The following is a 13,531-nucleotide window of genomic DNA, read 5'->3' as shown; positions in this document are numbered from 1 at the left end:
TGGGCTAATGGAGTGTTTTTTATAGGTATTTCACTTCTCTTTCATGGTAATAACTGGTTATTGAATATTCAGAATTACAATTAAGTAGGTGACAGCGCATATTTATTTTGCTAATCACGCGCCTGCCCAGTAAATAAAGTGTCTGGCTGTGCGCATTAAATATCAAGCGATGGGGGTGGGGATGTTAGCGGCAAAAGTGCGAGCCTGATAACAATAATAGAAAGAATAAACAGCAAGAAAGTCATATTGGTGAATAAAGCATAAAAGTCTCTATTTACACGGGGTTGATCCTGATTTTATCGCCAGTAATGACAATAATTTGTTATTGAGAGCTTAGTTTTTATTTAATGAATCACCAATCACGACAACACTTTCATTTTGCGCCTCTTTATAGTGGCTGAGTCAAGGGCCGTGCATTACTTCATCTACTGTTAGGTAGATTGATCATAATAATCACAAGCAGGGTAACTCTATGAACGATTCACTCAAGGCTCAGTGTATTGCAGAATTTCTCGGTACTGGGCTGTTTTTATTTTTTGGTATTAGTTGTCTGGCGGCACTGAAAGTGGCGGGGGCCAGTTTTGGTTTATGGGAAATATGTATTGTGTGGGGGCTGGGGATTTCACTGGCAGTCTACCTAACCGCCGGTATTTCCGGCGCTCATCTCAACCCAGCCATTACCATTGCTTTGTGGCTGTTTGCTTGCTTCCCAGGCCATAAAGTCATTCCTTACTCTATTGCACAAATCGCGGGTGCTTTTGGCGGCGCGGCACTCTCCTATATGCTATATCACAACTTATTTACTGATTTTGAAACCGCACATCAAATGGTGCGCGGCAGCATGGAAAGTCTGCAATTAGCCAGTATTTTCAGTACCTTCCCATCACCGGCTATTAGCGTATGGCAGGCCGCATTTGTTGAAATCATCATCACCTCAATACTGATGGGGCTAATTATGGCCCTGACCGATGATGGTAATGGTGTGCCACGTGGAGCATTAGGGCCATTGTTGATTGGTATTCTGGTGGCGGTGATCGGGGCGTCTACCGGCCCATTAACTGGTTTTGCCATGAATCCGGCGCGTGATTTCGGCCCTAAATTATTTACCTTCTTTGCTGGTTGGGGGAAAATCTCCATGACCGGTGGCCGCGATATTCCCTATTTCATCATCCCTATTGTGGCCCCTATTATTGGTGCTTGCCTGGGTGCAGCGGTCTATCGTTTCTTTATTGGCAAAAATCTGGCATGTAACAGCTGTAAATTAGAGGATGAAGAAGCCACTCATTAGTTGTATATCAGTTAACGCGGTCTCCTCATCTTACGACTGTCACTCTATCGTTAGATGAGGAAATTTCGTGATCCATTTACCTTAATGGATCATTTATTATCCCCTGTAGATTATGACTCTGGTAAGGTGAACTGTTATTTGTCTTCATTTCACAGGAGAGTCAGTCTTCACAGGGAAATAGGTTTTTTCTCCTAACTAACGGGAATGAAATATAACAATGCGTTAACACATTAAACATCACAGGGATGAGTTATAGCAGTAAACAAAAATTCAATAACAATAAATTAAAATTAACTGAGAGGTTTTATCATGATTTCTGCCAGTTCTCTAAACTCAGAGCTCATAAATAAAATCGCGCAGGATTTTGCTCAGGCAACCGGGTTGGCCGTAGTCGTGGTCAATATTCACGGTGAAGAGATTTCCGATTTATTTAATTTCACCCCGTTTTGTCAATTGATGCGCCAGGACCCGGTTAACCACCTTCGTTGTCGAATGAGTGATCGCTGCGGTGGCCTTGAGGCCTCAAAATCCAATGAGCCATGTATTTACCGCTGTCATGCCGGGTTGACGGATTTTTCTATCCCCCTGGTGATTGCCGGCCATTTAGTTGGTTTTGTTCTATGTGGTCAGGTGCGGCTGCACTCTGATGTTTATCTAATTGATATTTTGAATGTTGATAACCACTGGCAGCAGGATCCAGCACTGATGGATGAGTTTCATAATGTGCCGATAATGGATTTCTCGCGGGTGATCGCCTCGGCGGATTTACTTAAGCTGATTGTCGAAAATTGCCTGAAAAAGCACCTCAATTTTGTGGTAATTAATGACAATATGGGCAGCAAAGAGGCGGGCAAGATACGGCCTGTTCATCCACATGACAGCAAAATGAAGAAAGTATTACGCTATATTGATACCCATCTGTCGGAGGAGCTGCGGCTAGAAGATGTGGCGAGCAAGGTCTATCTCAGCCCCTATTACTTCAGCAAATTATTTAAAAAATATCAGGGTATCGGATTTAATGCCTGGGTGAACCAGCAAAGGATGGCTAATGCCAGAGAGATGCTGCAACACAGCGATTGGAGCATTGCCAGCATCGCCAAAAATCTGGGGTTTTCGCAAACCAGCTATTTCTGTAAGGTGTTCCGTCAGACCTATAATGTAACACCGCAGGTATTTCGTTCACTTTCATCTGATCGCAGCGAAATGGAATAACTGCCATTGAGCTAATATTATTCAATCTTGCCACGCGTTTTGATTTTCTATTTTAAAAAACAAACTAAAAATTAACTATTTAAAATGATTAATGACAATATTTTGTTATCCTTTAAAAGGAGTTAAGTGTCATAACTTACTGTTTTTAAATCTTATTTTAGAGTATTATGACAATATTTTGTTGTGCGGGTGCAAGAAAATCATCAGCAAAAAAGGAAATTCACCATTTTTTCTGAACAGAAAGGCGTATATTAATTTTATGGCACGCTAATAAGATACCAATTAATAAACACACTGTTATAACAGTGTAAATAAAGAGATAAATTAGATAACTAAATAAGAAATTAAATAACAGAAACAGATAAAGCTGATAGGTGGGGAAATGTACCGCATGGGTCGTAAACGGCGTGAGCCGTCGGAGTGCCCAGCGGTACAGTCGCCCCGCCAGACGCCGAGCGATAAATTGATTTGTTACTAATTTCAGAGCAATTTTTTATATATCGAAATGGTCATGTTATGCGCAAAAGCATAACTGGGAAGGGGGTGACAATCCCCCGCAGCCCCCGCTGCTGTGATGCTGACGAACCCGCTGTTACCACTGATCCATCGGATTGGGAAGGTTGCGGGTGAGAGTGACGCTAAGCCAGAAGACCAGCCAGATCGGTAAAAGATATTCAACTCCTTCGGTGGGAAGCGGGTTGTCATCAGATGCGCGCAGCGGTGACGTTGCGTAGGCGCACCTTTTTGACACTGCATATCCCGCTTGAAATGGCGGGATTTTTTATGCAACGGTCAGGCAAACACGCTTTTATTATCGCGGGCACCGGCAGCGGATGTGGCAAAACCACCATGACGCTGGGTATCCTGCGCGCCTTGATTAATCGCGGATTAGCGGTGCAGCCGTTCAAGGTGGGGCCAGACTACCTCGATACGGGCTGGCATACCGCCGTCAGTGGTGTGACGTCACGCAATCTTGATGCCTTTATGTTGCCCACCGCCACCCTGAATGGGCTGTATAAGCAGCATATGCGCCATGCCGATGTGGCGGTCATTGAGGGCGTCATGGGGTTATATGATGGTTACGGCACTGACCCCGACTATTGCAGCAGTGCCGCAATGGCCAAGCAGCTGGGCTGTCCGGTGATCTTACTGGTGGATGGCAGGGCGGTATCGACCTCAATTGCCGCCACCGTGATGGGCTTCAATCAGTTTGACCCCAATGTGGTGATTGCCGGGGTGATAGTGAACCGCGTCAATTCTGACCATCACTATCAGCTGCTGCGCCACGCCATCGAACACTATTGCGGTATTCCGGTATTGGGGCGTCTGCCGGTGATGGAAGATGTGGCGCTGCCATCGCGCCATCTAGGACTGATCCCGGCGCAACCGTGCGGCGAGGCGATGCGGGGTAAAAATCGGCCGCCCGATAGCGACCCTCGCTGGCAGCGCCTGGCACAGCAGATTGAGGCAACCCTTGATCTCGACCAGCTATTGGCGCTGACCCACTGCTCAGCACTGCCCGCAGGCACCCCACCTGAATTACCGCCCCAGAGACTGGCTGAGGGCCTGACCCTGGCCCTCGCCGAGGATGAAGCATTCAATTTCTACTATCCCGATAATCTGGATCTGCTTGAGCAGGCTGGGGTGCGCATCCAACGTTTTAGCCCGCTGCATGACCACCAGTTGCCCGCGTGCCAAATGATCTATCTAGGCGGCGGTTATCCAGAGATCCACGCCGCCAAATTGGCTGCCAACACGGCGATGCGCGGGGCGTTACAGCAGGCTCACCGCCAACAGATCCCACTGTACGGCGAGTGTGGCGGCTTGATGTATCTCGCCGATGGCTTAACCGACCAACAGGGGCAGCGCCATCCGATGGTGGGAATTTTGGCCGGCGAGAGCCGGATGGGAGAACGGCTGGCCCGCTTTGGTTACTGTCAGGCCGAGGCGCGCAGCGACACTTTATTGGCGGCGCAAGGCGAGATCCTGCGCGGCCATGAATTCCACTATTCCGATTTTACCAGCGCACTGACGCCGGTATTTGATAGCAGCAAGTGGCGCGATGGGATGGAAATCCAGCGCTGGCAAAGCGGCTATCAGGTGCAGCGCACCCAAGCCAGTTACCTGCATATCCATTTCGCCCAACGCCCCGGTTTACTGAATGGCTGGCTAAGTGCCGCCCGGAGCCTGCTATGACCCTCGCCGCCTGGTTTGTTGCTTTCTTGCTCGATAACTGGCTCGGCGATCCGCCGCACTGGCCGCATCCGGTGCGCTGGATTGGTAATCTGATCACCTTGCTGCAACGGGCGATCCGTGCTGTTTGCCGTAGCGAACTGGCGCTGAAGTGGGGCGGTGCGGTGCTGTGGCTGCTGGTGGTGGGGGTGACCTGGCTGGTGAGCTGGGGCTTTTTATCGCTGATAACGCACATTCACCCCTGGCTCGGCTGGCTGGCGCAGGTGTGGATGATTTACACCCTGCTGGCGGGGCGCTGTCTGAGTGACGCGGCACTGCGGGTATTTGATGCGCTACAACATGGCTCGCTGGCGCAGAGCCGCGAAAAGCTGTCATGGATTGTCGGGCGCGACACCTCGCAACTGGAGAGAGCGCAGATCACCCGTGCGGTGGTGGAGACGGTGGCTGAAAACAGTGTCGACGGTGTGATTGCGCCGCTGTTTTTCCTGATGTTAGGCGGCCCGCCACTGGCGATGGCCTACAAAGCGGTCAATACCCTTGATTCGATGGTCGGCTACAAAACCCCGAAATACCGGGCGATCGGTTATGTGTCGGCACGGATGGATGATCTGGCCAACTGGCTGCCGGCGCGTCTGAGCTGGTTATTGCTCAGTGCGGCGGCGTGGTTGATTCAGGCCGACTATCGGCAGGCGCTGCGCATTGGTTGGCGCGATCGCTATCAACATGCCAGCCCAAACTGCGCGTGGTCAGAAGCCACGGTGGCCGGTGCACTGGGGCTGCGCCTCGGCGGCCCGAATGATTACTTTGGCGAGCGGGTAGAGAAACTCTGGATTGGTGATGAGCGGCGTGAGGTGGCACTTAATGATATTCCGCGCAGCATCCATCTGATGCTAATGGCATCACTGCTAGCTCTTTTACTGTTTGCTCTGATCCACCTGCTGCTGGTCGGCATTTAATAAGGATAACCTGATGAATTATATAAAAAACCCGCAACAGATCGAGCAAAACAGTTTTGTGATTATCGGCGATATCATTGCTGAGCAGCGGCCTGATTATCACTTTGCCAGTGAGATGCACGAAGCGGTGATCAAACGGGTTATCCATACCACGGCCGATTTTGACTGGCTGGATATTCTGCACTTTTCGCCACAGGTGCTGACCCAGATTACAGCGGGAATCCAACGGGGTTGCACTCTCTACACCGACACCACCATGGCGATGTCCGGCATCAATAAGACGCTACTTAAGCAGATGGGCTGTGAATGCCGCTGCTATATCAGTGATCCTCGGGTGGTGGAGAGCGCGCCGCAACAGGGCATCACCCGCTCGATGGCGGCGGTGGATGTGGCGCTGGCAGAAGTGGGCGAAAAACTGTTTGTGTTCGGCAATGCGCCCACGGCGCTGTTCCGCCTGCTGGAGCGGCAAGCGGCTCCGGTGGCGGTGATTGGCGTACCGGTCGGTTTTGTCGGCGCGGCGGAATCCAAAGATGCCTTGGCGGCAAGTGACCTGCCCTGCATCGCGGCACTGGGGCGCAAGGGCGGCAGTAATGTGGCAGCCGCCATCATCAATGCCATCCTCTACCAGTTGCGGGGGGCGCTATGAGTGATATTGCCCTGAGTGATAATCAAGAGCGGCAAAATCAGCCACTGGATAGCATTTGGCATAACGGCAAGGCGTATCGCAAAGGTTACACCACCGGCTCTTGTGCCACTGCGGCGGCGAAAGTGGCGGCGCTAATGGTGTTGCGCCAGCAAGTGATTGATCAGATTTCCATTGTCACCCCATCCGGCATCACCTTGAGTCTGAATGTCGAACAGCCGCTGATTGAGGGCCAGCAAGCCACGGCGGCGATCCGCAAAGATGGCGGTGATGATGTCGATGCCACCCACGGTATGCTGATTTTCGCCCGCGTGACCCTCACCGAACAGAGTGAAATCACCCTGCGTGGCGGCGAAGGGGTGGGCACAGTCACGCGCAAAGGCATTGGCCTGCCGGTGGGTAGCTGCGCCATTAATCGCACCCCACGCCAGACGATTGAGGCGGTGGTGCGCGAGGTTATCGGCCCATTACGCGGCGCGACAGTTGAAATTTTTGCGCCGGAGGGGGAGGCGCGGGCGAAAAAAACCTACAACGGGCGGCTGGGGATCCTCGGCGGCATCTCCATTATCGGCACCACCGGCATTGTGACGCCGATGTCAGAGGAGAGCTGGAAACGCTCACTGGCGCTGGAGCTGGAGATGAAGCGGGCGGCGGGGGAGGAGCGGGTGATTCTGGTGCCGGGTAACCACGGCGAGCGCTTTGTCCGCGAGCATCTGGGGTTGGATAGCCAGCGGGTGGTCACCATGAGCAACTTTGTCGGCTACATGTTGCAAGAGTGTGTGCGGCTGGGTTTTCGCCGCGTGCTGTTAGTGGGGCACCCCGGAAAATTGGTTAAAGTTGCCGCCGGTATCTTCCACACCCATAGCCATATTGCCGATGGACGCATGGAAACACTGGTGGCCAATCTGGCGCTGATGGGCGCGCCCCATCGGCTGTTAGTGGAGGTTAATCAGTGTGATACCACCGAGGCCGCCATGGAGCTGATTGCAGCGCAGGGCTGGCAGGGGGTCTACAGCCGCATTGCTGAACGCATTTGTGAAAGAATCGCCGAGATGATGCGTTTTTCGGTAAATCCACCACAGTGCGACGCCATTTTATTCTCTTTCGATAATCAGGTGCTGGGTAGCAGCCGACCACTGGATGAGATCCTGGAGGCGCTACGATGATTACCGTGGTGGGCATTGGCCCTGGTGATACCAAACATTTAACTCCCAGTGCGCGGCAGGCCATCGATCAGGCCGAGGTGCTGGTGGGCGGCAGACGCCATCTGGCGACCTTCAGCGGTGATGGCCGCGAAACCCGGGTGCTGGATGCTGATCTGCTGGGCCTGCTGGAGTGGCTGGACAGCAATAAGCAGCGCGCCATTGTGGTGCTGGCCTCCGGTGATCCGCTGCTGTTCGGCATCGGCAAATTGCTGGCGGCGAACTTCAGCGCCGACCAGTTGCATATCGTCCCTGGCATTAGCGCCATCCAATATCTGTGCGCCAGCGTGGCGCTGGATATGAATGACCTGTTCCTCACTAGCAGCCATGGGCGGGAGCCAGATTTTGACTGGATATTCCAGCACGACAAAGTGGCGATGGTGACCGACGCTATTATCGGCCCGCGCGCCATAGCCGATGCGCTGCAACAACGCGGCCTCGTCCGCAGCCTGATTATTGGTGAAAACCTCTCCCAGCCCAATGAACGTATTCACCGCCTGTCGGTGGATCAAGTGGCGGCCCGTTACGACATGAATGTGGTGGTGATCCTCAATGAGAGATGAACTTTTTTTTCGTGGGCAAAGTGTCCCAATGACCAAAGAGGCGGTACGTGCACTGGCACTGGAGCGGCTGGAGCTGACCACTGCCGCTCACCTGATTGATGTCGGCGCGGGAACCGGCAGTGTGGCGCTGGAAGCGGCACTGCGCCGCCCCGATTTACGGGTAACGGCCATTGAGCGCAATCCAGCGGCCCTTGAGCTGATTCATGAAAACCGCCAGCGGCTAGGGTGTCGCAATGTTGAGATCATCGCCGGCGTGGCCCCAATGCCCCTGCCAGATAGCGCCGATGCCATTTTTATTGGTGGCAGCGGCGGCCACTTGACCGCGCTTATCGACTGGGCGCTGATGATGCTCAACCCCGATGGACGCTTGGTATTGACCTTTATTCTGCTCAACAACCTAAATGATGCATTGAGCCACTTACAGAGCTGCGCGGTTAGCCAGTTGGATTGCGTGCAGTTGCAGCTCGCCAACCTGACGCCTCTGGGCAGCGGACACTATTTTAAACCTAATAATCCTACTTATCTTATTTCCTGCCACAAGGAGGCGCGCAATGTCTGAGCATCCTAATACCGCATCAACATGGGATACGCAAAAAGTCTGGTTTGTCGGGGCCGGGCCGGGTGATAAAGAGCTGATCACGCTAAAAGGCTACCGCTTGCTACAACAGGCGCAGGTGGTTATCTATGCCGGATCGCTGATCAATACCGAGCTGCTGAGCTATTGCTCGCCACAGGCGGAGTGCCACGACAGTGCGGGCCTGAATCTGGCACAGATCATCACTCTAATGGTGGAGGGGGTGCAGGCGGGCAAGTTGGTGGTGCGGCTGCAAACCGGTGACCTCTCGCTGTACGGCTCGATTCGTGAGCAGGGTGAAGTCTTGGCTGAGCATGGCATTGGTTTTGTGTCGGTGCCGGGGGTCAGTGCATTCCTCGGCGCAGCGGCACAACTGGGCGTGGAGTACACGGTGCCGGAAGTGGCGCAGAGCCTGATTATTACCCGCATCGAGGGGCGCACGCCGATGCCGCCACTGGAGCAGTTGGAAGCCTTCGCTGCGCATCAAACGTCGATGGCTATTTTCCTCTCGGTACAAGAGGTGGGCAGTGTCGCTGAGCGCTTAATCGCCGGCGGCTATCCCGCCACCACCCCGGTCGCGGTGGTGTACAAAGCCACCTGGGCTGAAAGCCGCACGGTGCGCGGCACCCTGACAGATATCGCCGAGTTGGTACGCGCCGCCGCTATCAATAAAACCGCGCTGATTTTGGTGGGGGCCTTTCTGGGGGATGAGTACCACTACTCCAAACTTTATGACGCGGGGTTTAGCCATGAATACCGTCAAGCCTGAATCGATAGCGGTCTTTTGCCTGACCCCCGGTGGGGTGCGGCTGGCGCGGCGCTTACAAACCCACTTACCGCTGAGCTGTTTTACCAGTGACAAGTTGCTGGAGCCGGGCTTCTTGCCGTTCAATGGCAGTTTTGGCGAGACAATGCGCGAGGCGTTTAAGCAGTACTCGGCGCTGGTGGTGGTCGGGGCTATTGGCTTGACGGTGCGGGTCATTGCGCCATTGGTGAATGACAAAATGACCGATCCTGCGGTAGTGGTGATTGATGAGCGCGGGCAGCACGTCATCAGCTTGCTATCGGGCCACGTCGGCGGCGCGAACACGCTAACCCGCTATCTGGCGGGCATTTTGGGGGCAGACCCGGTGATTACCACCGCCACTGACGTCAACCAAATGGCGGCGCTGGACACCCTCGCAAACCAGCTGGATGCCGAAATGCAGGATTTCCGCCACGCGGTCAAAGTGGTCAATCAAATGCTGGTTAGCAACCAAAAAGTGGGGCTGTGGTGGGACACGCCGCTACTGGCCGAACGGACGCGCTGCGACACCCGAGGCTTTCTCCCCGTTGATTCGCTGGACGATTTGCCGCCACTGGACGCCCTGGTGTGCATCACCCTGCGCGACAGCCTGCCGCTATCTGCTGGGCAACAGCTCTCTTTGCCGGTCTACAAACTGGTGCCGCGCCGCGTGGTGGCGGGGATCGGTTGCCGCCGTGCTACCTCGCTGCAAACGCTGGTGGAGCTGCTGCAACAGCAAATGGCAGAAAATCACTTTGATCTCATGGCGCTACGGGCCATTGGCAGTGTCACCATCAAAAAAGATGAACCTGCGCTCCATCAGCTCGCGCAGTGCTGGCGCGTGCCATTCGAACTGTTCAGCGTCGGCGAACTGAGCCGCCATGAACAACGTTTCCCTGCTTCTGAATTTGTCCGCCAAACGGTGGGTGTCGGCAGCGTTTCACAACCGGTCGCCTGGCTAATGAGCGACGGTAAATTAGTTGGCAATACTCTGCGTCAGCAGGGCGTCACCATCACTCTGGGAGTATCGCATTAATGTTAACCGTGATTGGCATCGGGCCGGGCAGTGAATCGATGATGACGCAGGAGGCCATTGCGGCTATCCAGGACGCTGAAATTATCGTCGGCTATAAAACCTACACCCATCTGGTCAAGTCGATGACCATGGATAAGCAGGTGATCAAAACCGGCATGTGCAAAGAGATTGAGCGCTGTCAGGCGGCTATCGATCTGGCGCTAGCGGGCCATAAGGTGGCACTGATCAGCAGCGGCGATGCCGGTATTTATGGTATGGCGGGGCTGGTGCTGGAGTTGGTCACGCAGCAGCAGTTGGTGCTGGAAGTGCGGCTGGTGGCGGGGATCACCGCCAGTATCGCGGCGGCTTCACTGCTTGGCGCGCCGCTGATGCATGACTTCTGTCATATCAGCCTGAGTGATTTGATGACCCCGTGGGCAGTGATTGAAAAACGCATTATCGCTGCCGCGCAGGCCGATTTTGTGATCTGTTTCTACAATCCCCGCAGCCGTGGTCGTGAAGGGCATTTGGCGCGCGCGTTTGAGTTAATGCAGCCGTGGAAAAAAGCGACCACGCCGGTGGGGGTGGTGAAAGCGGCCGGGCGTAAAAAACAGGAGAAATGGCTAACCACCTTGGGTGAGATGGATTTTGAGCCGGTGGATATGACCAGTCTGGTGATTGTTGGTAATCAGGCCACCTACTGTCGCAACGGGCTGATGATCACCCCTAGGGGCTACTCATTATGAGCGGGCATTCACTGTGATAGGCCATTGGTTATGACGAGCAGCCACCCAGCGATCCACCTGTTTGGCGGCACCAGTGATGCACGGCTGATTTGCCAATTGCTTGATGGCGCAGGCGAGCGCTATAGCCTGTCGGTCGCCACTGATGCGGGCAGGCAGCTGGCGGGTGATATTCGCGGCGAAGTGTTGGTCGGGCGCATGGATGCGGCGGCGATGGCCGATTTTCTGACCGCCCGCGCGGTGCGCTGGGTGATTGATGCCTCACACCCTTATGCCGAGCTGCTCAGTGACAATGTGGTCGCCGCCTGTGCACAGGCGAATGTGCCGATGATTCGCTATCAGCGCCCAAGTGAAATTGACGCGATCAATCATCCACTGCTGCACAAAGTCGATAGCTTAAGCGCGGCCTGTGCCGTGGCCCAGACGCTGGGGCCACGGGTGCTGCTCACCACCGGCAGCAAACAGCTGGCGGAGTATCAGCGCCGGCTGACAGGTAAAACAGTGTTAGCGCGTGTGCTGCCCACCGCCGAGGTGCTGAGTCAGTGCGAAGCGCTGGGGCTGGGGGTGGACAATATTATCGCGCTGCGCGGGCCATTTAGTGCGCAGTTCAATCAGGCGCTGTATCAGTTTTGCCAGCCGGATGTGGTCATCACCAAAGAGTCCGGTGTGCAGGGGGGCTATCAGGAGAAAGTGGCCCCCTGTCTGGCGCTGAATATCCCCTGCATTGTAGTGTGCCGCCCGCCCGCCGTGCACTTGGGCCATATTGGGCAGCAAGTGACTTCATTAGATGAATTGACCCAACATCTGACCCACTGGCAGCAACAACGAGGAGAATAAAATGAAAAAAGCACTGTTGGTGATCAGTTTTGGCACCAGTTACGAACAGACCCGCCAGAAGAATATTGATACCTGCGAGCAGCAGTTGGCGGCGGCTTACAGCGACCGCGATATTTTCCGCGCCTTTACCTCGGAGATGATTATTCGCAAATTGCGTAAGCGCGATGGCCTGCTGATCAATAACCCGCGTGAAGCCCTGAAACAGCTGGCCGAGTTGGGCTATCAGGATGTCGCCATCCAATCACTGCATGTGATCAACGGCGATGAATATGAAAAAGTCGCCAATGAAGTTCGCGCCTTCAGCGACCTTTTCCACCATCTGGTGCTGGGCACGCCGCTGCTGAGCAGCTTTGCCGATTACCAACAGTTGCTGGTTGCGCTGCGAGCGCAGATGCCACCACTGGCGGCGGATGAACGGGTGGTGTTTATGGGCCACGGTGCCAGCCATTTCGCCTTCTCCGCTTATGCCTGCCTTGACCACTTAATGGCCTCGCTGAACTTCCCCGCGCTGGTCGGCGCGGTGGAGAGCTACCCGGAGATCAGCCATATCATTAGCCGCCTACAGCAGCAGGGGGTGCGCAAAGTGCACTTGATGCCACTGATGCTGGTAGCAGGGGATCACGCCATCAACGACATGGCCTCTGACGAACCGGACTCATGGCGCTCACAATTGGAAGCGGCCGGTATCAGCGCTCAATCATGGCTGCAAGGATTAGGTGAAAACCCCTTGATTCGCCAAATGTTTGTGGAACATCTAGACCACGCCCTACAACAAAAACAGCAGGAGGCAGCGTAATGAGCGGCAGACTTTATGCCTTAGGTGTCGGCCCCGGTGCCAGTGATTTGATCACGGTGCGAGCCGCACGACTGGTCGCTAAACTCGATGTGCTCTATGCCCCGGCAGGGCGCAAAGGTGGTGATAGCCTGGCACTCTCTATCGTGCGCGAATATTTGTCACCCACCACTGAAATTCGTACCTGCCACTTCCCGATGAGTGCCGATGATAGTGAAAAGCAGGCGGTCTGGGATGAGGTGGCGCAGCAGTTGCAAACCGAGGTCGCCAATGGGCGTCAGGTCGGCTTTATCACCCTCGGCGACTCGATGCTATTTAGCACCTGGGTATTTTTGCTAGAACGCATTGGTCGCCCTGATTGGTTGGAGATTGTTCCGGGCGTGACCTCTTTCGCCGCCATTGCATCCCGCGCGGCCTTGCCGTTGGCGATGGATCAACAGTCGCTGGCGATTATCTCTTGTACCGCGCCGGAAGCGGAGCTGGAGCGGGCATTGCGCGATCACGATTGCGTGGTATTGATGAAAGTTTATGGCCGCTTCGCCCGCATTCAGGCGCTGTTGGCCCGCCTGGAACTCTTCCCCCATGCGCTGCTGATGGCGGAAGCCTCACTACCGGGGGAGCTGTGTTGGCGTCAGTTGGATAGTATTGCCGCTGACCAGCCATTGCCCTATTTCTCGACCATTTTAGTGAATAAGCAGCAACGAGTTAATGGATAACCGCTAGCTAAT

Annotated in this window: 14 protein-coding genes and 1 riboswitch; all 14 genes read left to right on the top strand. The window is 54.4% G+C overall.

Annotation, left to right across the window (positions count from 1 at the left end; translation table 11 throughout):
• Nucleotides 1–472: 472 nt before the first annotated feature.
• The 14 genes from pduF to FFE93_RS13360 all read left to right on the top strand — a co-directional run bounded on the left by pduF (nucleotide 473) and on the right by FFE93_RS13360 (nucleotide 13,519).
• The gene (gene pduF / locus FFE93_RS13425; RefSeq protein WP_005274611.1) at nucleotides 473–1,288 is read left to right on the top strand and encodes a propanediol diffusion facilitator PduF; all 816 of its coding nucleotides are present in this window, start codon (nucleotides 473–475) and stop codon (nucleotides 1,286–1,288) included.
• Nucleotides 1,289–1,597: 309 nt separating this feature from the next.
• On the top strand, nucleotides 1,598–2,500 hold the full coding sequence (pocR, locus tag FFE93_RS13420; RefSeq protein ID WP_054872170.1) for a transcriptional regulator PocR: 903 nt from the start codon (nucleotides 1,598–1,600) through the stop codon (nucleotides 2,498–2,500).
• Nucleotides 2,501–2,989: 489 nt separating this feature from the next.
• A riboswitch (cobalamin riboswitch) is annotated at nucleotides 2,990–3,175 on the top strand.
• Nucleotides 3,176–3,283: 108 nt separating this feature from the next.
• Nucleotides 3,284–4,696, top strand: a complete 1,413-nt coding sequence (locus FFE93_RS13415; protein WP_138775338.1) for a cobyrinate a,c-diamide synthase — start codon at nucleotides 3,284–3,286, stop codon at nucleotides 4,694–4,696.
• Nucleotides 4,693–5,649 carry an adenosylcobinamide-phosphate synthase CbiB gene (gene cbiB / locus FFE93_RS13410; RefSeq protein WP_138775337.1) on the top strand — a complete coding sequence of 319 codons (957 nt, stop codon included), beginning with the start codon at nucleotides 4,693–4,695 and terminating at the stop codon, nucleotides 5,647–5,649. The genes FFE93_RS13415 and cbiB overlap by 4 nt, the downstream gene beginning before the upstream one ends.
• A 13-nt stretch (nucleotides 5,650–5,662) precedes the next feature.
• On the top strand, nucleotides 5,663–6,295 hold the full coding sequence (locus FFE93_RS13405) for a cobalt-precorrin-8 methylmutase (protein ID WP_005274601.1): 633 nt from the start codon (nucleotides 5,663–5,665) through the stop codon (nucleotides 6,293–6,295).
• Entirely contained in the window at nucleotides 6,292–7,458 is a 1,167-nt protein-coding gene (gene cbiD / locus FFE93_RS13400; RefSeq protein WP_138775336.1) for a cobalt-precorrin-5B (C(1))-methyltransferase CbiD, read from the top strand. Before FFE93_RS13405 ends, cbiD begins: the two co-directional genes overlap by 4 nt.
• Entirely contained in the window at nucleotides 7,455–8,057 is a 603-nt protein-coding gene (locus FFE93_RS13395; protein ID WP_057647134.1) for a cobalt-precorrin-7 (C(5))-methyltransferase, read from the top strand. The genes cbiD and FFE93_RS13395 overlap by 4 nt, the downstream gene beginning before the upstream one ends.
• Nucleotides 8,047–8,616 (top strand): decarboxylating cobalt-precorrin-6B (C(15))-methyltransferase, encoded by a 570-nt coding sequence (locus tag FFE93_RS13390; protein ID WP_032897965.1) that lies wholly within the window; start codon nucleotides 8,047–8,049, stop codon nucleotides 8,614–8,616. Before FFE93_RS13395 ends, FFE93_RS13390 begins: the two co-directional genes overlap by 11 nt.
• Nucleotides 8,609–9,400, top strand: a complete 792-nt coding sequence (locus tag FFE93_RS13385) for a cobalt-precorrin-4 methyltransferase (RefSeq protein ID WP_032897964.1) — start codon at nucleotides 8,609–8,611, stop codon at nucleotides 9,398–9,400. Before FFE93_RS13390 ends, FFE93_RS13385 begins: the two co-directional genes overlap by 8 nt.
• Nucleotides 9,381–10,451, top strand: coding sequence for a cobalt-precorrin 5A hydrolase (cbiG, locus tag FFE93_RS13380; protein ID WP_032897963.1), 1,071 nt, complete (start codon nucleotides 9,381–9,383; stop codon nucleotides 10,449–10,451). Before FFE93_RS13385 ends, cbiG begins: the two co-directional genes overlap by 20 nt.
• Nucleotides 10,451–11,176: a precorrin-3B C(17)-methyltransferase gene (locus tag FFE93_RS13375; protein ID WP_054872165.1), complete on the top strand. Its 726-nt coding sequence runs from the start codon at nucleotides 10,451–10,453 to the stop codon at nucleotides 11,174–11,176. The genes cbiG and FFE93_RS13375 overlap by 1 nt, the downstream gene beginning before the upstream one ends.
• A 30-nt stretch (nucleotides 11,177–11,206) precedes the next feature.
• Nucleotides 11,207–12,010: a cobalt-precorrin-6A reductase gene (locus tag FFE93_RS13370; RefSeq protein WP_138775335.1), complete on the top strand. Its 804-nt coding sequence runs from the start codon at nucleotides 11,207–11,209 to the stop codon at nucleotides 12,008–12,010.
• Nucleotide 12,011: 1 nt separating this feature from the next.
• Complete coding sequence (gene cbiK, locus FFE93_RS13365) at nucleotides 12,012–12,806, top strand: sirohydrochlorin cobaltochelatase (protein WP_005274584.1); 795 nt, start codon at nucleotides 12,012–12,014, stop codon at nucleotides 12,804–12,806.
• Nucleotides 12,806–13,519: a cobalt-factor II C(20)-methyltransferase gene (locus FFE93_RS13360; protein ID WP_032897961.1), complete on the top strand. Its 714-nt coding sequence runs from the start codon at nucleotides 12,806–12,808 to the stop codon at nucleotides 13,517–13,519. Before cbiK ends, FFE93_RS13360 begins: the two co-directional genes overlap by 1 nt.
• The last annotated feature ends 12 nt before the right edge of the window (nucleotides 13,520–13,531 follow it).

The organism is Yersinia sp. KBS0713 (assembly GCF_005937895.2).
GTDB classification, from domain to species: Bacteria; Pseudomonadota; Gammaproteobacteria; order Enterobacterales; family Enterobacteriaceae; genus Yersinia; species Yersinia bercovieri.
Note: the sequence above shows the minus strand (reverse complement) of the source record. Positions and strands in the feature narration are given on the sequence as shown.

Bases quoted from the DNA above. Each gene is read 5' to 3' on its own strand.
- pduF (WP_005274611.1), top strand. From the start codon at position 473: ATGAACGATTCACTCAAGGCTCAGTGTATTGCAGAATTTCTCGGTACT.
- pocR (WP_054872170.1), top strand. From the start codon at position 1,598: ATGATTTCTGCCAGTTCTCTAAACTCAGAGCTCATAAATAAAATCGCG.
- FFE93_RS13415 (WP_138775338.1), top strand. From the start codon at position 3,284: ATGCAACGGTCAGGCAAACACGCTTTTATTATCGCGGGCACCGGCAGC.
- cbiB (WP_138775337.1), top strand. From the start codon at position 4,693: ATGACCCTCGCCGCCTGGTTTGTTGCTTTCTTGCTCGATAACTGGCTC.
- FFE93_RS13405 (WP_005274601.1), top strand. From the start codon at position 5,663: ATGAATTATATAAAAAACCCGCAACAGATCGAGCAAAACAGTTTTGTG.
- cbiD (WP_138775336.1), top strand. From the start codon at position 6,292: ATGAGTGATATTGCCCTGAGTGATAATCAAGAGCGGCAAAATCAGCCA.
- FFE93_RS13395 (WP_057647134.1), top strand. From the start codon at position 7,455: ATGATTACCGTGGTGGGCATTGGCCCTGGTGATACCAAACATTTAACT.
- FFE93_RS13390 (WP_032897965.1), top strand. From the start codon at position 8,047: ATGAGAGATGAACTTTTTTTTCGTGGGCAAAGTGTCCCAATGACCAAA.
- FFE93_RS13385 (WP_032897964.1), top strand. From the start codon at position 8,609: ATGTCTGAGCATCCTAATACCGCATCAACATGGGATACGCAAAAAGTC.
- cbiG (WP_032897963.1), top strand. From the start codon at position 9,381: ATGAATACCGTCAAGCCTGAATCGATAGCGGTCTTTTGCCTGACCCCC.
- FFE93_RS13375 (WP_054872165.1), top strand. From the start codon at position 10,451: ATGTTAACCGTGATTGGCATCGGGCCGGGCAGTGAATCGATGATGACG.
- FFE93_RS13370 (WP_138775335.1), top strand. From the start codon at position 11,207: ATGACGAGCAGCCACCCAGCGATCCACCTGTTTGGCGGCACCAGTGAT.
- cbiK (WP_005274584.1), top strand. From the start codon at position 12,012: ATGAAAAAAGCACTGTTGGTGATCAGTTTTGGCACCAGTTACGAACAG.
- FFE93_RS13360 (WP_032897961.1), top strand. From the start codon at position 12,806: ATGAGCGGCAGACTTTATGCCTTAGGTGTCGGCCCCGGTGCCAGTGAT.